The 23,045-nt window shown below is 45.7% G+C and carries 24 protein-coding genes; 7 read left to right on the forward strand and 17 right to left on the reverse strand.

Annotated elements, in window-relative coordinates:
- Nucleotides 1-156 precede the first annotated feature (156 nt).
- Together B5D35_RS17870 and B5D35_RS17875 are read right to left on the reverse strand one after the other, a co-directional pair.
- On the reverse strand, nucleotides 157-633 hold the full coding sequence (locus B5D35_RS17870) for a GNAT family N-acetyltransferase (protein WP_078753889.1): 477 nt from the start codon (nucleotides 631-633) through the stop codon (nucleotides 157-159).
- A gap of 291 nt (nucleotides 634-924) precedes the next feature.
- A complete protein-coding gene (locus B5D35_RS17875; protein ID WP_078753890.1) occupies nucleotides 925-1,806 on the reverse strand; it encodes a DMT family transporter in 882 nt (293 codons plus the stop codon).
- Nucleotides 1,807-1,945: 139 nt separating this feature from the next.
- On the opposite strand from B5D35_RS17875, the gene B5D35_RS17880 reads away from it, so the two are divergent.
- From B5D35_RS17880 to B5D35_RS17900, 5 genes are all read left to right on the forward strand, one after another.
- Nucleotides 1,946-2,425, forward strand: a complete 480-nt coding sequence (locus B5D35_RS17880; RefSeq protein ID WP_078753891.1) for a MarR family winged helix-turn-helix transcriptional regulator — start codon at nucleotides 1,946-1,948, stop codon at nucleotides 2,423-2,425.
- An 81-nt stretch (nucleotides 2,426-2,506) separates the two neighbouring features.
- Nucleotides 2,507-2,770: a ParB N-terminal domain-containing protein gene (locus B5D35_RS17885; protein ID WP_078753892.1), complete on the forward strand. Its 264-nt coding sequence runs from the start codon at nucleotides 2,507-2,509 to the stop codon at nucleotides 2,768-2,770.
- A 327-nt stretch (nucleotides 2,771-3,097) separates the two neighbouring features.
- Complete coding sequence (locus B5D35_RS17890; RefSeq protein WP_078753893.1) at nucleotides 3,098-3,439, forward strand: DUF1428 domain-containing protein; 342 nt, start codon at nucleotides 3,098-3,100, stop codon at nucleotides 3,437-3,439.
- Nucleotides 3,440-3,648: 209 nt separating this feature from the next.
- Nucleotides 3,649-4,137 (forward strand): cupin domain-containing protein, encoded by a 489-nt coding sequence (locus B5D35_RS17895; protein ID WP_078753894.1) that lies wholly within the window; start codon nucleotides 3,649-3,651, stop codon nucleotides 4,135-4,137.
- Entirely contained in the window at nucleotides 4,130-4,888 is a 759-nt protein-coding gene (locus tag B5D35_RS17900; protein WP_078753895.1) for an SDR family oxidoreductase, read from the forward strand. Before B5D35_RS17895 ends, B5D35_RS17900 begins: the two co-directional genes overlap by 8 nt.
- Nucleotides 4,889-5,224: 336 nt before the next feature.
- Here the strand turns inward: B5D35_RS17900 and B5D35_RS17905 are convergent, their stop codons facing one another.
- From B5D35_RS17905 to B5D35_RS17940, 8 genes are all read right to left on the reverse strand, one after another.
- Nucleotides 5,225-6,304 (reverse strand): AraC family transcriptional regulator, encoded by a 1,080-nt coding sequence (locus B5D35_RS17905; protein WP_244556651.1) that lies wholly within the window; start codon nucleotides 6,302-6,304, stop codon nucleotides 5,225-5,227.
- 64 nt (nucleotides 6,305-6,368) lie between these two features.
- Nucleotides 6,369-7,178: an L-iditol 2-dehydrogenase gene (locus tag B5D35_RS17910; protein WP_078753896.1), complete on the reverse strand. Its 810-nt coding sequence runs from the start codon at nucleotides 7,176-7,178 to the stop codon at nucleotides 6,369-6,371.
- Nucleotides 7,175-8,578, reverse strand: a complete 1,404-nt coding sequence (locus tag B5D35_RS17915) for a mannitol dehydrogenase family protein (RefSeq protein ID WP_078753897.1) — start codon at nucleotides 8,576-8,578, stop codon at nucleotides 7,175-7,177. Before B5D35_RS17915 ends, B5D35_RS17910 begins: the two co-directional genes overlap by 4 nt.
- Nucleotides 8,571-9,677 (reverse strand): ABC transporter ATP-binding protein, encoded by a 1,107-nt coding sequence (locus B5D35_RS17920; protein ID WP_078753898.1) that lies wholly within the window; start codon nucleotides 9,675-9,677, stop codon nucleotides 8,571-8,573. The genes B5D35_RS17915 and B5D35_RS17920 overlap by 8 nt, the downstream gene beginning before the upstream one ends.
- Nucleotides 9,674-10,507 carry a carbohydrate ABC transporter permease gene (locus B5D35_RS17925; RefSeq protein ID WP_078753899.1) on the reverse strand — a complete coding sequence of 278 codons (834 nt, stop codon included), beginning with the start codon at nucleotides 10,505-10,507 and terminating at the stop codon, nucleotides 9,674-9,676. The genes B5D35_RS17920 and B5D35_RS17925 overlap by 4 nt, the downstream gene beginning before the upstream one ends.
- 8 nt (nucleotides 10,508-10,515) lie before the next feature.
- Nucleotides 10,516-11,376: a carbohydrate ABC transporter permease gene (locus B5D35_RS17930; protein ID WP_078753900.1), complete on the reverse strand. Its 861-nt coding sequence runs from the start codon at nucleotides 11,374-11,376 to the stop codon at nucleotides 10,516-10,518.
- Between the two features lie 61 nt (nucleotides 11,377-11,437).
- A complete protein-coding gene (locus B5D35_RS17935) occupies nucleotides 11,438-12,754 on the reverse strand; it encodes an ABC transporter substrate-binding protein (RefSeq protein WP_078753901.1) in 1,317 nt (438 codons plus the stop codon).
- Between the two features lie 227 nt (nucleotides 12,755-12,981).
- The gene (locus B5D35_RS17940; RefSeq protein ID WP_078753902.1) at nucleotides 12,982-13,884 is read right to left on the reverse strand and encodes a mechanosensitive ion channel family protein; all 903 of its coding nucleotides are present in this window, start codon (nucleotides 13,882-13,884) and stop codon (nucleotides 12,982-12,984) included.
- Nucleotides 13,885-14,369: 485 nt separating this feature from the next.
- On the opposite strand from B5D35_RS17940, the gene B5D35_RS17945 reads away from it, so the two are divergent.
- The gene (locus tag B5D35_RS17945; RefSeq protein ID WP_139367801.1) at nucleotides 14,370-16,985 is read left to right on the forward strand and encodes a M4 family metallopeptidase; all 2,616 of its coding nucleotides are present in this window, start codon (nucleotides 14,370-14,372) and stop codon (nucleotides 16,983-16,985) included.
- On the opposite strand, the gene B5D35_RS25280 is transcribed toward B5D35_RS17945, so the two are convergent.
- From B5D35_RS25280 to B5D35_RS17975, 7 genes are all read right to left on the reverse strand, one after another.
- Nucleotides 16,972-17,331, reverse strand: coding sequence for a phosphotransferase-like protein (locus tag B5D35_RS25280; protein ID WP_280174691.1), 360 nt, complete (start codon nucleotides 17,329-17,331; stop codon nucleotides 16,972-16,974). The two genes, B5D35_RS17945 and B5D35_RS25280, sit on opposite strands and share 14 nt — an antisense overlap.
- 25 nt (nucleotides 17,332-17,356) lie before the next feature.
- Nucleotides 17,357-17,563: a phosphotransferase-like protein gene (locus B5D35_RS25285; RefSeq protein WP_280174692.1), complete on the reverse strand. Its 207-nt coding sequence runs from the start codon at nucleotides 17,561-17,563 to the stop codon at nucleotides 17,357-17,359.
- 286 nt (nucleotides 17,564-17,849) lie between these two features.
- Nucleotides 17,850-19,130, reverse strand: a complete 1,281-nt coding sequence (locus tag B5D35_RS17955) for a cytosine deaminase (RefSeq protein ID WP_078753904.1) — start codon at nucleotides 19,128-19,130, stop codon at nucleotides 17,850-17,852.
- Nucleotides 19,131-19,143: 13 nt separating this feature from the next.
- A complete protein-coding gene (gene codB, locus B5D35_RS17960) occupies nucleotides 19,144-20,382 on the reverse strand; it encodes a cytosine permease (protein ID WP_078753905.1) in 1,239 nt (412 codons plus the stop codon).
- Between the two features lie 432 nt (nucleotides 20,383-20,814).
- Nucleotides 20,815-21,345, reverse strand: a complete 531-nt coding sequence (locus B5D35_RS17965; RefSeq protein WP_078753906.1) for a DUF4136 domain-containing protein — start codon at nucleotides 21,343-21,345, stop codon at nucleotides 20,815-20,817.
- A 257-nt stretch (nucleotides 21,346-21,602) separates the two neighbouring features.
- Nucleotides 21,603-22,262, reverse strand: a complete 660-nt coding sequence (locus B5D35_RS17970; RefSeq protein ID WP_078753907.1) for a hypothetical protein — start codon at nucleotides 22,260-22,262, stop codon at nucleotides 21,603-21,605.
- A 171-nt stretch (nucleotides 22,263-22,433) separates the two neighbouring features.
- Nucleotides 22,434-22,784, reverse strand: coding sequence for a LytR/AlgR family response regulator transcription factor (locus B5D35_RS17975; protein WP_078753908.1), 351 nt, complete (start codon nucleotides 22,782-22,784; stop codon nucleotides 22,434-22,436).
- 69 nt (nucleotides 22,785-22,853) lie between these two features.
- Between B5D35_RS17975 and B5D35_RS17980 the strand changes: the two genes are divergently transcribed.
- On the forward strand, nucleotides 22,854-23,045 hold a 192-nt coding region (locus B5D35_RS17980; protein ID WP_139367800.1), incomplete at its 3' end, for a helix-turn-helix domain-containing protein.

The raw sequence follows: 23,045 nt of genomic DNA on the forward strand, positions 1-23,045 counted from the left end.
CTGGGTATGCCTGAAACTCAGTATATTGCTTAAGAACCGAACAACTTTAGGCTGCCATGTCTTCCAACCGAATTAAGCAACAAAGCCATGGTAATCAACAATAACAATTTCATGATTCATATAACGTAAGGCAACCGAATTTCAGTTTCTATCTGATTAAACAACATCACTGAACGGCTGAATAACGTGCGTGAAGAATGCGCTGTTTGGGTCTTCTTCATAGTCTGCAAAGGGTTCACATTGCTCAAACCCAAAACGTTCGTAGAGGCGGCGCGCAGGCTCAAACTCAGGTTCAGTACCTGTTTCTAAACTTAGGCGTGAATACTGAAGTGTGCGTGACTCTTGAATAATATGTGCGAGAAGGTTCGCAGCAACCCCGCGACGAATAAACTGCTGTGACGTGCGCATGGATTTTATCTCACCATGTGAAGGGCCAATTTTCTTAAGTGCCCCACAACCTGCAAGCTCACCGTCAATCCAAGCACTCCAAAGCGTGACATCTGGGTGTTGAAGCGCACTGAGATCTAACGCGTGTACACTTTCTGGCGGGCTGATTTCGTGCATGTTTTTAAGATGATCAAGGAGTAATTGTTGAATTTCCCTGCCTGACAGATCATCGATACGAATTTCCATGGTTTTTACTCCCAATATTTTGACATGATTGGATTTATCATGAGTCGGCGGGGTTGTCCAAAGGTTCTGTTCATCGAGGGTGGGCTAACGGGGGATTGGCTGCGTTTTAATTACACTGCGTGATGAATATTTGGCAGACGAACAATTTGTATTATTACGTTTAATTAGAATTAAAAGTAGGGAAAGTCCCATGGCAACAGGTGTGCTAATTCGCACGTTGATTAGACGTGTGTCACGGTTTGAATTCTAGATAATGCGTTTCTTTTGCCAAAGAAAAAGCCTCCGAAGAGGCTAATCGTTGTTTGAATGATGTTTGACGACGGAGGTTTGGGTTTTTCGTGTCGCAGTCTGTTTGATTTTGATCATGAGCCCCAAGCTTAAAAGAACAAAACCGATACCCAGCCACTGATAGGGACCAAGAACTTCTCCGACTAAGAGAATACCGAGTGTTACCGCAGCCACAGGGTTCAACATACTGATCATCGCCATTGAGTCAGGACCCAGTCGCTTGATTGAACGTGCAAACGCCCAATACGCAAAGGAGCTGTTGAGTAGGCTAACCCATATGAGCCCCGGCATTTCATGCATTGTGATGGCTTTTGGTGGCCCTTCCACCAAAAAGGCAACGGGTACGAGGATTAACCCTCCTAATGTGAGTTGCCATGCGGTCAATCTGAAAATATCAGTGATTGGCCAGCTTTTTAGCCATAGTGAAGCTCTGGCAACCAACGCTGTTGCAGTCAACGCAGCTGCTGCTCCGATCGGATCAATATTTGCTGAAGGGTTAAGGATTAAGACAACCCCTAGTAACCCGACCAAAGCCAGTAATAGCATGTTGAGTTGAGGTTTCTTACCTTCTACCAACCACTGCATAAACATTAGCTGTAGCGGCAGAGTTGCCCCTAAGGTTCCTGCCACAGAGCCAGGTAGACGATAGGCTGCAATGAAGAGTAAAGGAAAAAACGCAGCGATGTTAAATACACTGAGCAAGGTCATTTTCGACCACGGTAGCGGCGGCCTTCCAGGTTTCAATAGCAGTAAGACCAACCCTGCGGGCAAAGCTCGCCAAACTGCTACCCAAAAGGGGGATAAGTCTTGGAGATAAATGCTTACCGCAGCATAAGTGCTTCCCCAAAGTATGGGAACAAGGGCTGCGAGTACGTAGTTCTTCACATTTGTCTCCTGTTGACCAGCAAACAAAGTACGCCAGTCATTATCTTTATAAAAAGTATCTTTCTAAAAAGATAAATTATTCGCTTTGTCTCTTTTTTTTAAGTATCTTTTTCGAAAGATAAATGTGGAGTATGGATTCATGGCTGATCATGTAGATACCATTTTAGCGCAATGGAATACGCAACGACCGGATCTGGATTGTTCACCTATGGCGGTGATTGGTCGTTTGGGGCGGGCTAAACAAATCATCAATCCTAAGCTAGAAACGGTTTTTAAGTCCTTTGGGCTCAGTAATGTAGAATTTGATATTTTGGCGTCCTTGCGACGTGCGGGCGCGTCCGTTACGCCAACAGATCTTTATCAAACGCTCATGTTATCCTCCGGGGCGATGAGTACCCGTATTGATGGGTTGGTGAAAAGAGGACTGGTAGAGCGTCACGCCAGTGCAACAGATAGAAGAAGCTGTACGATCACACTGACAACCGAAGGTATTGAATTAATTGACGCCGCCGTCAATGCGCACGTTGAAAATGAGAGAGCGATTCTTTCACCTTTATCATTAGAAGAACAAGATCAATTAGCCTCTCTTTTGAAGAAATGGTTGATAGCCAGTGAATAGCGGCATCGCGGCCAGATGTCTTATTTCTGTGTCACTCCCTGCTACTGATTAGGTAATACTGACAGTAAAGGGAGTGCATAAATGCAATATATGCCTGTGACGAAACTGGTTGAGCTCAACGTGAATTGGGTGCGAGGAAAAGATGCACGTTTTACTTCGTTACTTAAAAGCCTTCGCAAGGGGGATGGCATTCGTGAACCGATCCTACTGATTAATTGCGCGTGTGGTAAAACTTACATTCTTCAAGATGGCGGTCACCGTATATCTGCTGCCTACCAGCGGTACTTAGAGACAGGAAAAGACGCATTGCTTCCCGTTTCGGTTTTCTATTCCGATGTTCCCTAGCATCTTGCAACGTATCTTGATAGACATCAGCGAACTAGTCATCAGCGATATATAAATAAAAAGCGGGTGAGCTGTTGGTTCCTTAAATAGTTTTTGGATATATTTTTAAGATCAAATGCTTATCTTTGCGTAATAAGAAACTTTTTGCATGTCTTGCATATAAGTCAAACTTCATTTTTCGACACAGTTACTATGCCTGAAGAAAGAGCTCGGTTGCGACGTTTAACCTGCAATAAGGGCTCTCAATAAATTCCCAAAAAAGTCAGTGGCTTGATCATTTAGCCCTGCGCGTTTTGGTTGTAACGCGCAAAAGCAGAGGAAACGATCATGCTGTACGTCGATGGGCTGGTGACAGCTTTGCCTGCCAAGAATAAAGACATTTACCAAAAGTTAGTTAACGATGCCGTTCCCCTGATCCACGCTTATGGTGCAATTAAGGTGGTGCATTGCAGTGACAAGCCAACAAAACAGGCGGTGATAAGGGATGGCTATGACGCTGAGAAAGGCGTCGTTGTGTTCTCATGGATCATTTGGCCGTCTCGTGAAATTCGTGACCGTGGAATGGAGAAAATCCTGTCAGACCCAAGGTTTGACGATGTGATGAATCCGGCTTCGCTAGAAGGTGAGCGTGTAGATCTCGATCCCTCAATGGTACCTAAGTTTCACTAACCGCCTGTCTTGATATCTATCGGGCAACTGCTTAGCGTTGCCCGTTGACATACCTATCTCCATTTCTGTCTTCATAAATTCGGCGTACTCGACACATAGGGGTCTTGTACTTCTCTCGTATTTTCTCCAATGTTGATAATGTGTTAAATCCCTACATAACAACGTGTAGAGAGCGTGTAGGGCTTGGAGTTGTCGAGAAGGGATCCACGATGAACAAATATATAGTTGCTAAGAAAGATATTGAAGAACTGGAAGGCACAACAAAAACCCATTTTCTCAATCCAAATGCCGTTAGAAAAGCAAAGTCATTGGGTGATTTGGTGGGGATCAACGGTTTTGGCTTTCACCTTGTTGAGATAGAACCAGGCTTCGAATCGACGGAATACCATGTTCACTATTTTGAAGATGAATGTGTGTATATTTTGCAGGGCGAAGCGGAAGTCACGATTGGCGAGGAAGTTTATACGGTCAACGACGGAGATTTAATTGGCTATCCGGCTAACGCCTTGCCGCATGTTATGAAAAATGTGGGGACAGAGACGCTTCGTTGTATTGTCGTCGGTCAACGGCTTGCTCACGACGAAGCCGATTACCCAAATAAGAAAAAACGGATATTCCGAAATGAAGGAAGGCCTTGGCAATTGGTCGATATTGAAAATATCGTTGACCCGAATGCAAAGAGGCTGGGCGATGAGTAAGGCAAAGCGAGAAATCGCATTGGTCACTGGGGGAAGTCGAGGAATTGGTGCGGCAACCTCGGTAAAACTGGCTCGGAGTGGATACACCGTGTGTGTGAATTATCGTTCTCGCAAGGCTGAAGCCATCGAATTGGTTAAGGGTATTCAACGCGCTGGTGGAGATGCATTTTCTATTCAAGCAGACATTTCTGATGAAGCGTCGGTCGTTTCTTTGTTTTCAGCCATTGATGCCAAAAAATTACCTTTGACCTGCCTTGTCAACAACGCGGGAATTCTCTTTACGCAGTGTCGCTTAGAAGATATGACGGCCGCGAGAATCAATGATGTATTGATGGCGAATGTGACAGGTTCTTTTCTTTGTGCAAGGGAAGCGGTTCGTCGTATGTCGCTGGAAAGAGGGGGTAAAGGAGGGGTCATCGTCAACGTGTCGTCTGGCGCGTCAAAGACGGGGTCGCCTAATGAATACTTGGACTATGCCGCAAGTAAGGGTGCTATTGATACGTTCACTGTTGGTTTGGCGAAAGAGGTTGCAGAGAAGGGGATTCGCGTAAATGGGGTACGCCCTGGTTTGATTTACACGGATATTCATGCTGATGGTGGTGAGCCTGACAGAGTGGATAGGCTGGCTACGAAAATTCCGTTGGGACGAGGGGGAACGCCGGATGAAGTTGCATCGGTTATTGCGTTTTTGGTGTCCAAAGACGCTGCATTTGTGACTGGAGGTATTGTGGATGTCACCGGCGGTGTGTAAAGGCGAGGTGGATAAAAAAGTCGGCTAAATTTTGATCTTGTTGCCTTTTTTTGCAGATAGCGCGTGCCAATCTCTAAACATCTATGTGTCTATATGAAATAATACAGTGATATTTAGAACTCGTTGTAGTTGAATTCAAACCGCTAATGACTATCAGAAAATCTTGGCTACTCGCAGGCCTTATGGCTTGGTGCTTGAGTGTGACCGCGAGCGAAGTTGAAAACCACGTGGTTGGCGATGAGTCAGACCCTATTTATGAGTACCATCAGATACTAGTGAGTGAATCGGTCTGTCGATCGAGTCTCAGGCAAAAACTGCTTGAGCAACAGATCGCGTTCAGCAACAGTACTCATTCTGCTGAAGAACGACGATTTGCAGAAGAAAGCATTGATGAAGCACGTGCAGCTTATTCTGTAAAACAAAGCTATTGTGATGGGATTTTAGCGCTGACAAAATATTTAGATCGCAAAGAGCATCATATGTCTCAAGCGGCGAAAGAAGGTCAAGTTCAACGCTTTTCGTCGACAGAAAAATCTTAATGTTGGTTTGCCAATGACGGGTGTTTTTCCGATAAACCAACGGACTTACGCCTTTTATTCGACGAAATTGACGGCTGAAATTAGCAAGGTTATGAAACCCCACATCTTTGCTTATGTCGGCAATGGTGTCTTCAGTATCACTCAAAAGTACGCAAGCCCGCTGAATACGGACACGGTTGACGAAATCAGTAAACCGGTGACCGGACGATTGATGGAAGAAACGAGAGAAGTAAGATTCGGTCATACCTAACATATCGGCGACTGTTTTCAATCGGATAGGGGTTTGATAATTGTGCATGACATAATCGACGACTTCGCTTATCCGGCTTTGAACAGTGCCCGCATCTTTTGCTTCTGATGGTGGCAGGTTAGACAAAATGCGGGTGTTTTGTTTGCTCAAGTAATCGATAAATGAAAGGAAATGTACCAATCGGGTCACGCCTTTGGAATCGCGTACTTTTTGAAAAGCCGTCTCCGCTGCCTCAAAAGGCACATCCAGAAATTCAATCCCCATTTTTGCCTGTTCCAATAAAGAGGCAAATTGCGATAGTTCAGGAAAGGCGCGGGAAGCGATGTTAAATAACTCTGGTTTGAACTGAATAACCATGTCCCGCAGTTGATGGGTTTCTCCAACTGCAAGGTGACTCTCCCAGTTATGGGGTAACCAAGGGCCGACCAAAGATAAATGTCCAGGTGAGAATGGCCCAAGATGATTGCCAATCATCACTTTCCCATGGGTTTTAACGATGAAGTGTAACTCGTACTGTTCATGCACATGCCAGTGAATACGGTTGTGTGGGACGCCGTGTTCAAGATAACACACCGACTCATCGTCGATTTGGATAAACTCCCAAACGGGGTCTTTGGCGACAGACATAACATTTCCCCCCAGATCAATGTGAATATCGAGAAGGAGGGTATCGACCCCTCCTTCGCGATACTTAGCTCATCACATTACCACCATCAACATTATAGGTTTGCGCTGTAATGTAATCAGACAATGGTGATGCTAAAAATAGTGCAGTGCCAGCAATGTCATTGGGCGAGCCCATGTGGCCTAGTGGCACCTCTTCTCCGACAAGTTTTTTCTTTTCACCTAACTCTCGATGCTCATACTTGGCAAACAGAGCATCCACATGCTCCCACATTGGTGTATCGATAACGCCGGGTGCAATGGCGTTTACGGTAATGCCGCTGTCGGCCAGTGAAAGTGCAGCAGATTGGGTGTAACTGATCACTGCGGCTTTTGTGGCGCAATAATGGGCAACCAAGGCTTCCCCCCGACGGCCCGCTTGCGATGCCATATTGATGATTTTCCCCCGTTGTTTGGCGTCTACCATGATGTTGGCGACGTCCTGCATGAGGAAGAACATGGCTTTTACGTTGACGTTAAAAAGCTTATCAAACTGCGCTTCTGTTGCTTCTAGCAGTGGGCCCATGTCGAAAATAGCGGCGTTATTGAATAGCACATCAATTTTCCCAAATCGTGATAGCGTTGAGGTGATGAGGTGCTGTCTGGTCGAGGCGTCGGTAATGTCGCCATGTATGTATTCAACATCGTCACCGAATCGGCCAAGTAATGCTGAAACGCCGGGTGAAGGCATTTGCGGTAAGTCAGTGATGACACATTGTGCCCCGCAGGCGAGGTAGGCGTAAGCTACCGCCAATCCGATCCCGCCGTTCGCGCCACTGAGTAAGGCAACTTTGCCTTCCAGTAACGGTTTTCCATTCTGAGACAGTGATAATGTCATGGGTAACGCTCCTGATAGCTTTCTAACGTCAAACGTATCTCTTCAGCGAGTTTTTCACCGTACAAAGGAAATCGCTGGTTGAGCCCTTGCCAGATGTCGGGATCGTTGATAAAGGCCGCAATAGGGTCGCTCTGCGCTATCCAGTTTTCTGCGACGTTGAGGTAAGAGTCTTTGTAATTAAACGAAAAACGTTTTTGTACAAACAGTGAAAGGAAGGCGAACCAATGTGCGATCAGTTTTGTTGCCGCGTCAGGTATATATCCCCTTTCGAGATTGAGCCTAACGGTGGGCAGCACAAATTGTGGAAACTTGCTGATGCTGTCCATTGCAATACGCTCAATACTGTCGGCAATATAGGCATTACCAAAGCGTGACAGAATGGTGGAACGGTAGTCTTCCATGTCAAATGGGCGATCGTAAATCGTTGGGATCACTTCATTTTGATGATATTCACGTAACCACTCGAACAGCTCAGGATCGCGAACGTTTTGGTCGTACGTGACATAACCACGTAGTGCGCCCACATAGGAAAGCAGGAAATGTGCCCCATTGAGTATTCTGATCTTGGCTTCTTCGTACGCATGCACATTCTGGGTAAATGTAACGCCCACGCTTTCAAGCGGGGGAAACTCAGTCGCGAATGTATCTTGAATGACCCATTGTTCGAAATCTTCGCCCATGATGGGACAGGCATCCGATACGCCCGTTGCCTTTAAAACATCGTCAACCAAGTTGTTCGTGGGAGGGACGGGGGTGATCCTGTCCACCATTGAACAAGGGAAGGTGACGTTGTCACTTATCCAGTTGAGTAATATGTCATTCCCTGTGAGTAAAACAAATTGCTTAAACGCATTTTCGAGGCGGTTGCCATTGTTCCTAAGGTTGTCACAGGTTGCGACGGTAATGGCGCCGTCTGCCAGTTTTTGACGCGCCAATAGCGCGACAGCAAGGTAGCCATACAAGGTTTTAGGCTGTCCGATGGCGTGACGTATAACGTCGATATCATGCTGTATTTCGGCGTGATCCGAATTCAACGCGTCGTTATCATTGAGGTAGTAACCTCCTTCAGTCACCGTAATCGTCAGTGCTTTTACATTTTTGCAGCTAAACACGCGTGCTACGGATGAAAGATCTGACGAGGCATCTTCAATGTGGTCGATACTCTCTATTCGAATATATTCAGCCTCGCCATTCGGCGCGATTCGTTTGAAGTGATACACACCATTTTGTTTCTTCAGTGTGCGTGGGATCTCCGATGTTTCGGCACGCAGATTAATGCTGGTGTAGTACCAGCGTTCTGGCTCGGGAAGTTGCTCATTCAGCTTTTGCAGGTAATAAGCCTGATGGCCTCGGTGGAATGCGCCAATGCCAAAATGGACAATACGTTTATGATCAGACATGGCTGACCTCACCATAAACATTGAGCGCATTGTCTTCGCTATCAAACAGATACACACGGTGTGGGTCTAGCTTGATCCCGACTGTTGTGCGTAGGGTTGGCGTGTACTTCGGCTCGGCTCTTACCACAACCGTCTCTCCGCTTAGGGTGCGAATGTAGGTCAGTGTTTCGGACCCGAGTTGCTCAATGACTTCTACGTCCCCCGTTAAATCCCCTTCATGTGGGTCACATAAGGAAAGTGATTCGGGCCTAAAGCCGATGGCGTTAGCAGACTCAGCATTCTCTCGGTAAAGGGAGGTATCGAGGTTAATTCGCGCATCCGCGCCAAATTGAATATGTAATTGGGTGTCATTAGCGGAGACACGATCGACGGGTAGCACGTTCATTTTCGGTGTACCGATAAAGGTGGCAACAAATCGATTAGCAGGCTGGTGGTAGAGGGCTAAAGGAGAGCCAATCTGCGCCACTTCTCCTTGGCTCATGATGACCACTTTGTCAGCCAATGTCATGGCTTCCACCTGATCATGGGTGACGTAAATCATGGTGCTTTCAAGTTCTTGATGGAGGCGAGAAAGCTCAATACGCATTTCTACGCGCAGGGCAGCATCAAGGTTGGATAACGGCTCATCAAACAAGAAAACTTTTGGGTTACGCACAATGGCGCGACCAATGGCAACGCGTTGGCGCTGACCGCCGGACAATGCTTTGGGTTTTCGGTCTAAGAGTGTTTCTAATTTCAACGCTTTAGCAACCTTGGAGACCTTGGTTTCAATTTCGTCCGTTGGGCGTTTTGCCAGTTTCAATGCGAATGACATATTGTCTTTCACTGACATGTGAGGGTAGAGCGCATAACTTTGAAAAACCATAGCGACGTCACGTTTGGAAGGATGCGTTTCAATGATTGATTGACCATCCAACTGAATATCTCCGCCCGATGATGATTCAAGGCCGGCGATCGTGCGAAGCAGGGTCGATTTACCGCAGCCGGATGGCCCGACAAATACCACAAACTCCCCTTTCTTAATTTCGAAATCGATGTTTTTTAGCGCGAGGGTTTCGCCGTATTTTTTATAGAGATGTTTGACTTGTAAGTAACTCATTTTACAGCCCCAAAGGTTAATCCTTGAACCAGTTGTTTCTGACAGAACCAACCGAGAATGACGATTGGCGCACAGGCCAGTGTTGATGCGGCAGATAGTTTCGCCCAAAACAGCCCTTCCGGACTGGAATAGGTAGAGATCATCGTGGCTAATGTACCTGCGTTTGCAGAGGTTAAATTGATAGACCAGAACGCTTCGTTCCAACTCAAAACGATGGAAAGTAATGCCGTTGAGGCAATTCCACCCAATGAGAGAGGCAGAAGCACATGACGGATTTCGCCCAGTGTGTTCGCACCATCAAGCCTGACTGCTTCAAGAATATCTCTCGGGATATCCTTGAAGTAGGAGAACAGCATCCACACTACGATAGGTAGGTTAACCAAGGTGTAGATGATGGTGAGTGCAAATGTGGTATCGAGTAAGCCTGTTTTCTGGCACAAGATGTAAATCGGCACCAATACGCCAACGGCGGGCAACATTTTGGTGGATAGCATCCAAAGCAACATGTCTTTGGTGTGCTTTTTTGGATAAAACGCCATGGAATACGCAGCGGGGATCGCAATGATCAGCGCCAGAATCGTAGATCCAAATGCTGTGATAACCGAGTTAATAGCAAACTTCAGGTAATCACTTCGCTCCTGTACCAAACCAAAATTTTCTACCGTTGGTTCGAAAATGAAGCTTGGTGGTATCTCAATGGCTTGTTGTTCGGTTTTAAATGCCGTGATCAACATCATTAAGATCGGGAAGAACACAAAGAGTGCTAATGCCCAGCAAAGGATGGGACGAAGCCATCCCGTTTGGTCAATGAGTGATACGCTTTTAGCCATAACGCCCCCTAAGTCACTAAGTTTTTGCCGATCGCACGGATCAGGAAAAACGCTACAATATTGGCCAAAATGACCGCAATCAAACCACCGGCAGATGCAACACCGACATCAAATTGCATGAGTGCTTGCCCGAATATGAGGAACGCAAGGTTGGTGGATTCATAACCGGGCCCTCCGCCTGTGGTGACAAATATTTCGGCAAAGATAGAGAGCATGAAGATGGTTTCTATCATCATGACAACGGCAATAGGTCTCGCAAGGTGTGGCAAGGTGAGATAACGAAATACCTGCCATCCTGTCGCACCATCAAGCAGCGCAGCTTCTTTTTGTTCTTGATCCATCGACTGCAAGGAGGTGATGAATATCAGAAGTGCAAAGGGCATCCATTGCCAGCTGACCATGGCAATGATGGAGCCGAGTGGGAACTGAGCCAGCCAGTCTACGGGTTCAAGCCCAACGCTTTGCCAAAGCGCGGCCAGCACGCCATACACGGGGTGCATCATCATGTTTTTCCAAATCAGTGCATTGACCGTTGGCATGATGAAGAAAGGGGAAATCAGCAAGACACGCGCGACACCGCGACCAAAAAAAGGTTTATCTAAAGCGATAGCGATGACGAGTGCGCCAATGACAGTGACGACCAATACCATCCCAACCAATGTGAGCGTGTTGAAGATAGCGGGCCAGAATGCTTCGTCCGTGTAGAAAAATTCGAAGTTCATCGAACCGATGAACTCGTTGTCTCCGGGATAAAGTAAGTTATATCTGATGGTTGAAAAATAGATCGTCATAGAAAGCGGGACGATCATCCAAAGCAGCAAGCTGACAAAGGACGGTGCAACCAACAGCCGAGGCAACCATTTTTGCATTAGTAATTACCAGTAAAGCTGATGAAAGAGGCCGGGCACCAAGTCGCCCGGCAATGAGTTATTACTTGTAGTAGCCCGACTTGCGCATTTCGCGGTCAGCAGACTTGTTGGCATTTTTCAATGCATCTTCAACAGACACTTTACCGGCTAGTGCGGACGTAAATTGTTGTCCTGCAGCTATACCTATCGCTTGAAATTCAGGAATTGCGGCAAACTGAACCCCAACATAAGGGGTGGGTTTCAACGTGCTGTTTGTGGGATCTGCAGAGTTGATTGCGGCTAACTCTGCTTGTGCAAAGACAGCAGCTTCCAGAAAGTTTGGATTGTCGTAAGTTGATTGACGGGTGCCAGTGGGAACATTTGCCCAACCGTTTTCTTTGGCAACAAGATTGATGTAATCCTTCGAGGTTGCCCAAGTAATGAACTTCTGTGCTTCTTCTGCGTTTTTGGTCGCGTTTGGCACAGCCAGCGCCCACGCCCAAAGCCAGTTTGCGCCGCGGTCTGTTACCGCAACAGGTGCTTGCGCAAAGGCGATTTTATCGGCCACTTTGCTTTGCTTGGGATCTGAGATAAATGACGCTGCGATGGTGGCATCAATCCACATGCCGCATTTACCTTCATTGAACAGAGCCAGAATTTCATTAAAGCTATTTGAGCTTGAACCAGAAGGACCATAATTGTTAAGCAGGTCAACGTAGAAGCTTACTGCATGCTCCCATTCAGGCGTGTTTAGCTGAGGTTTCCAATTTTCGTCAAACCAACGCGCACCAAACGAGTTTGCCATGGTAGTAATGAACGCTGAGTTGTCGCCCCAGCCGGGTTTTCCGCGTAAGCAAATGCCATATACGCCGTTATCTGGGTCATGGATTGCAGCGGCAACATCTCGAATATGGCCCCATGTCGCGCGATTCGGTACGGTCATTCCTGCCTTGTCTACCAGATCTTTACGGTACATCACCATTGAGCTTTCACCGTAGAAAGGTACGGCAAAAAGTTTATCGTCATAGGACAGACCGGCGCGCATTGCAGGAAGTAGATCGTCGACATCATAGGCATCGTCTGTTTTGATCTCTTTCAGCCAGCCTTTTTCTCCCCAGATGGGCGTTTCGTACATGCCAATTGTCATCGCATCAAATTGACTGCCTTTGGTCGCGATGTCTGTGGTAACGCGCTGACGAAGTACGCCTTCTTCCAGCGTCACCCAATTTAGCTTGATATCAGGGTTTTGCTTTTCGAACTCTTCACTGAGCTTTTGCATTTCGATCATGTGACCATTGTTTACTGTAGCGATCGTCAATTCCGTCACGGCGAAGGCAGGTAGCGAAAGAGCGGTGCACCAAGTAGCAAGAGCGGTGAGCGTTTTCCTTTTTGACAACATTATTTTTTCCTCTCTGTCGGATGAAGTGCAACTGCTTTTGTTAACACTCGCGTAACAATGAAAGTACAAAAAAAGGCAAAGGTGAACGAAAACGGTGAAGAAAAGTACTTTTATGAAAGTAGATGATGAAATTTTTACTTTAGAAGGGGAATGCCGTTTAAAAAATTGGACGGGTTTGTAAGCAGGGTGCCATTGAAACCAGACACCCTTTTATGTATGAAAGCGTGTTAGCAATGGAGTGCTTTTGACTCCAATTCAGAAAGAAGATCTTCATCGGCAATAGCGACAGGATCTTGCTTCAAGACGCGTTCGCAATAAAGCGTCATAAAGTCTTCGCGAATCAACTGTTCAAGGTCAGTGGCCCTTTCTGTTGGGCAAAAGAGGCGCACATGTACTTGGGGATCGCCCAGGCTGGTAGACGTGACATGGACATGTGGATCTGCACCAGGGAGGTCAACGCCAGCATGTCGCTCAATTACATGGTTATAACGTGTGGCAACCTCATAGAAGTCTTCGCAATGGTCATCTATTCTTGCGAGTAAACTTGGTACCAATGGATAGAGGTTTGCGGTTTCTTTCACTGTGATGTGAAACTCATGATAAACGTAGCGTTTCATGAAGTTCAGGTTTTTAACGGGTGTTGTGAAAAAAAGGCTATTCGGAAACGTCACTGTTTTGCCTGTGTACGCATAGGTTCCGTGGTGGAGGTCGATTTCCTGAATTTTTGTTGCCATGAGATTGTGTTCGATCACTTCGCCACAAAGATTGCCAATCTCAATCCATTCGCCTATTTGAAATGACCGAGAGCTCGCTCGTTGAATGGAGCCCGTAAAGCAAAGGATGATTTCTTTTGAGGCAACGACAACCGCAACCGCAATGGCGGTTAATGAAAGTGCAAATTCATTGATTTCTGGGCGCCAGAGAATAAAGAGAACAACGAGAAATAGCGTAAACGTGCCGTTTTTCGTTCTGGAAATCCACTTGCGTTGATCTTCGCTGAGAAAGTTAGCGTCGCCCCATATCCATTTGATCAATATTCGTCGAATCACCCAAAATATTGTGAGGACGACGAGGGTGAAAAGAAATTTATGCTCACTGAAGAACACGATGGTAGGTCCAAGATATTCCACTACTCAATCCGTTTGCTTTTGGGGGAACTTAGTTTTTCATCGTTACAGAAGTGAAGTGGTAGGTCTAAATGCCTAAACATCACCATAACGCATGGATAATATGCTAAGTACAGTAAAGTTTAACGTTGTATCTCGCAAGGCGAAAAGAACGTATCTAATAAAACAATAGTTCACACATTGATTCTACTGGGTGTTTTGAACATATTCATTCATAAGGTTTATTTCTTTTTTGTTGGTTATCTTTCTGGTACCGGGAATTTTTGTCGTGATAATACTTAGGGTCAAAATGAATCTCTGATGTACTTACATCCGTAAGATGATGCGCGTCTCTTTTATGAGTCATAATCTCGTAAAAAAACACTCTCACTTTAACAATTCTTTAACTGCTGCCACGCTTAATTTAATGAGATAGATGTCTCATATGTAATTAAAAAGAATCGGTAGGAGGAGGCATGGGAAGCCTTGGTAAACTGAGCATAGGAACCATGCTCGCGTCTGTAGTATTCATGAATCAGGTACATGCGGTAGATGTAGAGCCCTTCAGCGAAGCTTCTCTACTGTTACAAACGCCGGTAAGGCAAGCGTTGAGCGCCAACAGTAAGGTGAATGGCTTTGTCCCCGTCGAAACAGTGTCCCTTCCAAATGGCAAAGTGAAAACCAAGTATCGACAATTTTATGACGGCGTGCCAGTGCGTAAAGGTTTTGCCGTTTCAAGTACCTCTCAGGGTCAGAACAACGAGGTGTATGGTAAGCGAGTGGTTGGTCTGAGTAGTGTCGTTCCTTCAATTTCTCCTTCAATCAGTGCACAAGGTGCCTTACAGCGCCTTAAATCTCAGTATCATTTTGGTGTGCCAGTTGCAGACATCGTTGAACCCGAAAATGAGGAAAGCACCTTATACGTGTGGTTGGATGATAATGGTGATGCAAAATTGGTGTACGAGGTTAGCTTTTTCCTGCCTACCCAAAAACCCACTCGTCCTCACGCATTGGTGGATGCAAAAACGGGTGAGATCGTCAAAACGTGGGAAGGATTAACCAACATTGAAGACGCGGGACAGGGGCCTGGAGGTAATGAAAAAACTGGCCAATACAATTATGGGTCTGATTATTCTGCGTTTACCATCGATAAAACAGGTACCACATGTACGTTAGAAACGGCCAATGTAAAAACGGTTAACTTGGCGCACGGTACATCGGGATCGACAGCATTTTCTTATGGCTGTGATGACAGCAGTAATACCAATACATTCAAAGTGATAAATGGTGCCTATTCCCCCCTTAATGACGCCCATTATTTCGGTCAGCTTGTGTTCGATATGTACCAAGATTGGCTGAATCTTTCTCCTCTTTCTTTTCAACTCGTCATGCGAGTGCATTACAGCAGCAACTATGAAAATGCATTCTGGGACGGTTCAGCAATGACGTTCGGGGACGGATTTTCCCGTTTTTATCCTTTGGTCGATGTGAATGTCTCTGCGCACGAAGTAAGCCACGGGTTTACAGACCAAAATTCAGATCTTATTTATTCAGGAATGTCTGGGGGTATCAATGAAGCGTTTTCAGACATTGCGGGGGAAGCGGCAGAGTATTACTGGAAGGGATCGGTTGATTGGCAAGTCGGTCGAGATATCTACAAAAACAGTGGTGCATTACGGTACTTTGAAACACCATCCGATGATGGCCTTTCGATTGATCATGCTAATCAGTATTACAGCGGGTTAGATGTTCATTATTCCAGTGGTGTGTTTAACCGTGCCTTCTATTTGCTGGCGAACACGGCAGGTTGGGATATAAGAAAAGCATTTGAGTCCTTTGCCTTTGCGAACAAATTATATTGGCAGGCGGACTCTAATTTTGATGAAGGGGGTTGTGGTGTTGTTCAGGCTGCGGGAGATTTAGGCTACAACACAACAGACGTGATAAACGCATTCAGCCAAGTGGGGGTTTATGCTTGCCTAGATGCCATTGAATTAACGAGTGGAACACCTGTATCTAACCTTAGTGACAGCGCGACAAATGAATCGTATTTTTACTTTGGACTGCCAGCGAATACAGACTCAGCAAGCGTCACGCTTTCTGGTGGTACGGGTAATGCGGATCTCTATGTGAAATATAATGGATGGCCTACGACATCAGATTTTGACTGTGCTTCGACAGGGAACAATAACGACGAATATTGTGATGTAACCTTCCAAGGCAGTGGTGAATATAATGTCCTGGTTATCGCTGAATCTGACTATAACGGTGCGACCATACAAATGGACCTGGTTGAGGCGCCGCCACAAGAACTGAGTGTAGGGGAAACTGTCTCTAACTTATCCGGTGTTAGAGGGGATACATTGTTTTATCGGTTTGCCATTCCTGACGATGAAAACAGCCTCCGCGTAGAGCTATCAGGCGGTACAGGGGATGCTGACTTGTATTTAAGGAAAGGGGCATCTCCAAGCCTCACCGAGTATGACTGCCGCCCGTACTATTGGGGCAATGAAGAAACGTGCACAGCATCGGGTTCTCCTGGCGATGAGTTCTACGTTATGCTTCATGGCTATTCGTCATTTTCCAATACGTCTATCACGCTGTCTTTGGAACCTCAAGATAGTCAGCAACCAGAAGACCGCGCAGATCCTATTGACCCTTCGACACCAGCCTCTAACCTCCAAGGAAGTGCGGGGGAAGCGTTCTACTATTCCTTTACCGTAACAAGTGCTGGGGTTCTGGCTGGTGGAGATGTTGCTGCGCTGTCGGCAACATCGCTCAATAGCGACAATATTACAATCGTGCTGTCAGGAGGATTGGGAGACGCAGATTTGTATGTAAGAGCAGGTCAAGCGCCAACAACGGCCGTGTATGACTGTCGGTCGATTTCATCATCTAATCAAGAGGCTTGCTCACTGTCGAATTTATCCGCAGGTGTTTACTACGTCATGATATACGGTGCACAGGCGTTTGAAGGTGCGACGTTATCAATGAACAGTTCATCTTCATCTGGAGAGACAACCGCCTCTGGTGGAGGAGGCGGAGGAGGCGGAGGAGGTAGTATGTTTCATATACTCTTACTCATACTACCTTTTAGCGTGTATCGATATATTAAACGACAGTAGGCCTGCAATAGGCTTTTAGGATAGCTCGGGTATCTTTAGCCCCATGAAGTTGAGGCTTACTATCGAGGAAATTCAAAAGCTGCCTTGCCGCCGAGTGAGGGGTTTGTTGGGTCGTATCGATTTCTGCGTCATAGCGCATGTGTTGGTGGACGAGGTTGTATTCACTTTCTGCCAATCCAAGCGCTCTGTCTCCACGTTCCTTTTCTCGCAAAGAAGCAACGAGCAAGTGGCATCTTACGCCAACTAAACAAATCTCAAAACCTGCCAATGCTTCGAGTAAATTGAGCTTTTCTCGATCGCTCCCCCATGCATTATCCAACACCAGCATGCAACCAGATTGCGCCAATCCTTTTGCTGCTTGATGATATCCCTCAACCAGAGTGGGGTAGTGATATCCCCCCCCGGCTAATGGCTTTGCCTTCCATCATTTTCTTGTGGTCGCTTGGAGGGAGCGAATAGAGCACACTGTCGATACTAAAGTTTAGGTATTGAACTTTGAGCATCTCGATAAATTCTTTGGCTAAACTGGTTTTTCCTGAGCTTCCTGTGCCATTAAGAATAATAACCTGTGGCAACATGATGAATTCCCTAAAAATTGAGCCTTATGCAATTAAATTCGTATGCGTGTTTTATGTACAGCGCGCCAGTGATGAATTGGCGCATGAATCACAGAATTGTGTAAACGCTATTTGCAGTTGTTCTCACATATATAGGAAACATCAATATTAAGGTTTCATGACAGATGATACTTGCCGCAATTGAACGTCTTCATGAAATCCTCTTGCGCAGATGTATAGTGGTAGTTACATATAAAAAAGCCCCGCTTGAAAAAGCGGGGCTACATTAGCTGTGAAACAAACGCTGTTAACGTTTAAACGTCACAACTTCAGTTGTTTCTAAGTGAAGTGACGTTTTCGCAGGTTGTGTTTCTGCAATCACGTTACCACCACGGATGGAGTAACGAACAGGCACCTGACGACGAAGCGCGTCAAAATCGTTTTCTGCAGGCAAAATGAGCAAGTTACCAGGCTTACCAATTTCTAGACCGTAATTGTCTTGAATATTCAGTGTGCGTGCGGATTTGTGGCTGATGAGATCCAGTGATGTGTTCAACTGGTCATAACCCATGATTTGGCAAACATGGAGTCCCATGTGCAGCACTTGCAGCATATTGGCTGTACCTAACGGGTACCATGGATCGAACACGTCATCGTGGCCAAAACAAACGTTAATATCTGACGCAAGCATCTCCTTCACGCGCGTGATACCGCGACGTTTTGGGTAGTCGTCAAAACGGCCTTGTAGGTGAATATTCACGAGTGGGTTAGCAACAAAGCTAATGCCTGACATACGCAGCAGACGGAACAAACGAGACGCATAGGCGCCATTGTAAGAGTGCATTGCGGTGGTGTGACTCGCGGTCACCTTGTGACCCATTTCGTATTTGTGCGCCAGTGCAGCAACGGTTTCAACGAAACGTGATTGTTCATCATCGATTTCATCACAGTGCACGTCGATTAGGCGGTCGTACTTACGCGCCAGTTCGAAAGCGTAATGCAGAGACTCCACGCCGTATTCGCGAGTGAATTCGAAGTGTGGAATCGCCCCCACAACGTCTGCACCCAGCTTAACTGCTTCTTCCAAAAGCGCTTTACCGTTTGGATATGAAAGAATGCCTTCTTGCGGGAATGCGACAATCTGAATGTCTACCCACTCTTTCATTTCCTCTTTCACTTCCAGCATGGCTTTCAGCGCGATAAGTGTTGGGTCAGACACGTCGACGTGAGTACGAACGTGCTGAACGCCGTTGGCAATTTGCCATTTCAGCGTTTGTTTCGCACGATTTTTCACATCATCGATAGATAGCATTGCTTTGCGTTCAGCCCAACGCTCGATACCTTCAAACAAGGTTCCAGAGATGTTCCAGCTTGGCTCTCCGGCAGTTTGAGTGGTATCTAAGTGGATGTGAGGCTCACAGAAAGGTGGCAGTGCCATGCCTCCTTCAGCATCAATAATTGGCGCGTCTGTTTTCAGCTCTGTGTTGTTGTCTTCGATCGCTTTAATAACACCATTCTCAATCAAGATTTGAGATGGCGTTGATTCACCGCGAATGACAACGTTTTTAATGAGCATGCTTGCTGACATTAAGGTATTCCTCTTAGGCACGAGCCGATTCAGTATTTTTCTTTGTATTGAGTGTGTCCAAAATCAGATAGCTGATAGCTCCACCCAGTACCGCATTGATTGGCACGATACCAGGAAGGAAATGACCAGCAGCAACACCGATAGCTACACCACCGATGGCTGCCCAGTTTACTGTTTTGAACGTAGCGTTCGTGAAGTCTTTGTAACGCTCACGATGCTTAATAAAGTCCGCGATGATGATACCACCGATTGGTGGGATTGCAGCAGACAGGAAGGTCAACCAACCTACAAAGTTGTTGTATAACCACAGTGCGCAAAGCGTACCGATAATACCGTTAATCACAGACAGGTATTTACTTGGGAGACCGGTAATGTTCGAAAAGCCAAGACCTGATGCATAGAGTGCATTGTCGTTGGTGGTCCAGATGTTCAGACCTAGTACGATGATGGCGGGAATAAGCAGACCTTGGGCCATCATTACATCAGAAATATCAGACAGGCCCGTTGCTGCTGCTCCCGCTGCGCCGAAGATAAACATCAAGCTGTTACCGATAAAGAAAGCAACCATGGTCACGACAACCGCGCCACGTGCACTCTTACCAAAGCGAACGAAGTCAGCGGTTAACGTACCGGCTGAAATGAACGAGCCAACAACAAGGACAAGTGCCGTTGAGAAGTCCATTGGATTTTCTGGAGAAATCAATTGGAGCTGTTCAATGCCGCCAACACTATCAATGGCTTCAATGACGGAGAAACCACCTAGCAGAGCAATAGCAGGTACGGCGATAGCGGAGAGAATCATGAGGGCGGCCATGCCGAAGTAAACGGTGGCAGTCATTGCAAGACCTGCAACAGCGATAAGAATGTTAGTGTCGATACCAGTGGCTTTATGAACGGGAAAGGCAAACATCGCGACGCCAACGCCAAACCAGCCAACTTGTGTACCGCCGAGAAGAAGTGAAGGAAGCCAGGAGCCTTTGGTACCGAAAGAAAAACGTGCGAGAAGGTGAGTAGAAAGGCCAGAAGAGGCACCGATATAACCGAGAACAGAAGTGTAAATGCCGAGGAGAAGATTGCCAATAAGAACAGCAAGGAAGAAATCGTCGAATGAAAGGCCTGTGCCTAGTGTTCCTCCCGTCCACATACTTGCTGAAAAGAACGTGAGTCCCAGCATCACCATGGTGAGAGAGAGGACGCCTTTACGCGCTGAATGAGGGACTGGGCCCAAACTGTAATTATTATCCGCTGCCATTTTACACCTTCTTACTACAAAGACTGATTCACTTACGTAAACGTAAGATCTAGGTAAACGGCGCGGTATTTTAGCAGCGAAAAATGTGAAGTCAATCATATCGACGTCATTTTTAACGCTTTTTTGGTGATGATTTTATTCAATGTATTGATTGTTAAGGTTATTTTTTAAAAATTAAAGTTTGCGGATAAAAAATTAGCGTAGTGTAAACGATTTCATTTTCACCTGTAAGTTGGAAAACAGAGGCCAATGATGAGGTTGTGCCACGTAATGGACTAAATGAAGTGTTTACTTATAAAACAAAACGGACAAATGTCCGTTCTGAGAGTCTGTGGGCTATATTGAGTGTTTGGTAGGCAGGAATAGGGGCTATAACATCATAAAATGTAGTGTTAGATCGAATAATCTATATTTACACCTATTTTCATAAGTTTATATTTTGGATCCTACCGATTCAGGCAATGTATTTATCATGTCGGCTACTTGCTCAACAATGAGTTCTTCTTTCTTGAAACTCGACATACTGTCGGTGAGTTTTTGTCGTGATATAGCCTTCCAAACTACTGTATTGTTTTTAGGATCAATCATTTCTATTACGAGTTGACCATAGTCTCGCTCATCAATTCGGATAGGCGTGTCGTAACCAAATCCGACGTTTCTGTATCCGTATCCAAAGCTAAAAGATGGTCCATAGGCGATTTGCTCTGTTTTAGTCGATATATAGTATTGAAAAATTACATTTGGGTTAACACTGACCTCTGTTAATTTTCTTTGATTGAGGTTGGCAATAAGCGCTTGTTTAACACGTTCATCATCGAGTGATGTCGGTGTAGAAGACGTTGGGTGAGTGACGTCATACGTTTCTATTTTAGAAAAAGGATAGTGCTGATTCAAATCGGTATAGACGTTACTGGCGCACCCTGTAAGAAGTACGGTGAGAATAACGGGGATGAGTTTACTCATGATTATTGCCTTTACAGTAATCTATTCAAAGACATCAAATGGAAGAGATAATGAATAGACCACTGAAGAGGGGAAAAAGTTGCTTTGACGTGACTGATATTTCGCCTAGAGCAAAGGGTTTTACATGAATCAGTAATTATTGCGATGTTAGAGTTAAAGCCCCATGGTCATCTCTCGTGGTCTGGCAGCAAGCGAAAGTGCACAGATAGGGAGAGGATAGATTAGGGCTACTGACTCTAAGAACGCGTGTATTTCAATTAAGCCCCTACAAGTTCCATCGCTTCGATTGTGAGTGGATGCGTGGGAGCCAGTTTGTACATTTCTACTGCCCACTCAACGGCCTGTTGTTTTTTGCCTCTTTCTAAGGCTGCTTTTACGGCACCACAATGTATCCAAGCTCTGGGCTCAAATGGGTAATATTGAAAATTATCTGAGTTTAAAATGCTGACGAGCATGTCGTATCCCTTTTCATCTTGATGAAGGAATTCGGGCATATTCACGAAAGTGATGGCAGCAAGTGACTGTATGTATAAACCCTCATTAAGTCCTGAGTATGGCTTTGAATAGGAATTTTCATCGAGTAATGTGAGGGCTTTGTTTAAATAATCCAGCCCTTCTTTTGAGTATTTAGAGCGATTCCATGGCGTCCATGACTCACGCGCTTTAATTGCCAATGTACTTCCGTAATACGCTGTCAGTAGCGGATCTTTGGGATACTGAAGCAACAAGTTTTCAACGGCTTTCAATACCTGATCATTGGATCGAGAATTTCCCCGCGCCGCTTCGACAAAGCTGTCTTGCAGCGTCATACCTACAGGGCTGGCATACGCACTTTTGAAATTGGTTGATAAAACACTCACAAACAGAATTGCTATCACACCAATCACTGGATAGAGCATTTTTTCTGTAGCACTCATGTTCTGTCCTCTCTGCACCACGACATAGCTTCGATGTTTTCAGATGCTACTCTATTTTTACTGAAAATTTTGTACAGAGCGATGAGATAAATTGCTTCATAGCGAGATGAACGGGAAACGAAATAGTTGAATATTACCCATATCATGTTTTCGTCCTTTCCAGATGTAGAGCTACATCTGTTTAAAGAGAGATTGAGCACTGCGGCTAACAGGTAGGCGAGGTCTCCCTTCTGACGTTTCAACAAACATTTTCCCCATATCGTCTTTTGATACCCGCGAGATGGCTGATATTCGGACAATAACGGAACGGTGAATTTGCCAGAATGTATTGCTGCACAATTGCTGGGCTAACAAGCGCAGAGGAGTGCGAATAATATATTCAGTCTCCTTGGTCACAACCGTGACGTATTTATCTTCGGCTTTAAAGAGTTGAACTTCATCAACATGCAAAAGGTGTATGTCTTCACCTTTGGCGACTTTAAGCCATGTCAGGGTGTTACCGCCGATGTAAAAATAACCCACTAACGTCGATTTAAAATTGACCCACCTGAGACAAAATGTCTGTTCGTTTCATGGATAAAACGGCGGACTATGATCAATCAGGAGCAACTAGTGGATATACACGTTTTACATCAACAGGGCCAAAGCATCCGCCGTATCGCAAAGACGTTGGGTGTATCTAGAAACACGGTGAGAGTTTACCTTAGGAATAAAGACAGACTTCCTGTGTACCCCGAACGTCAGTCACGCCCGTCGAAGCTAGACCCCTATTACGATTATTTA

This window comes from Enterovibrio nigricans DSM 22720 (assembly GCF_900167155.1).
Lineage (GTDB): Bacteria > Pseudomonadota > Gammaproteobacteria > Enterobacterales > Vibrionaceae > Enterovibrio > Enterovibrio nigricans.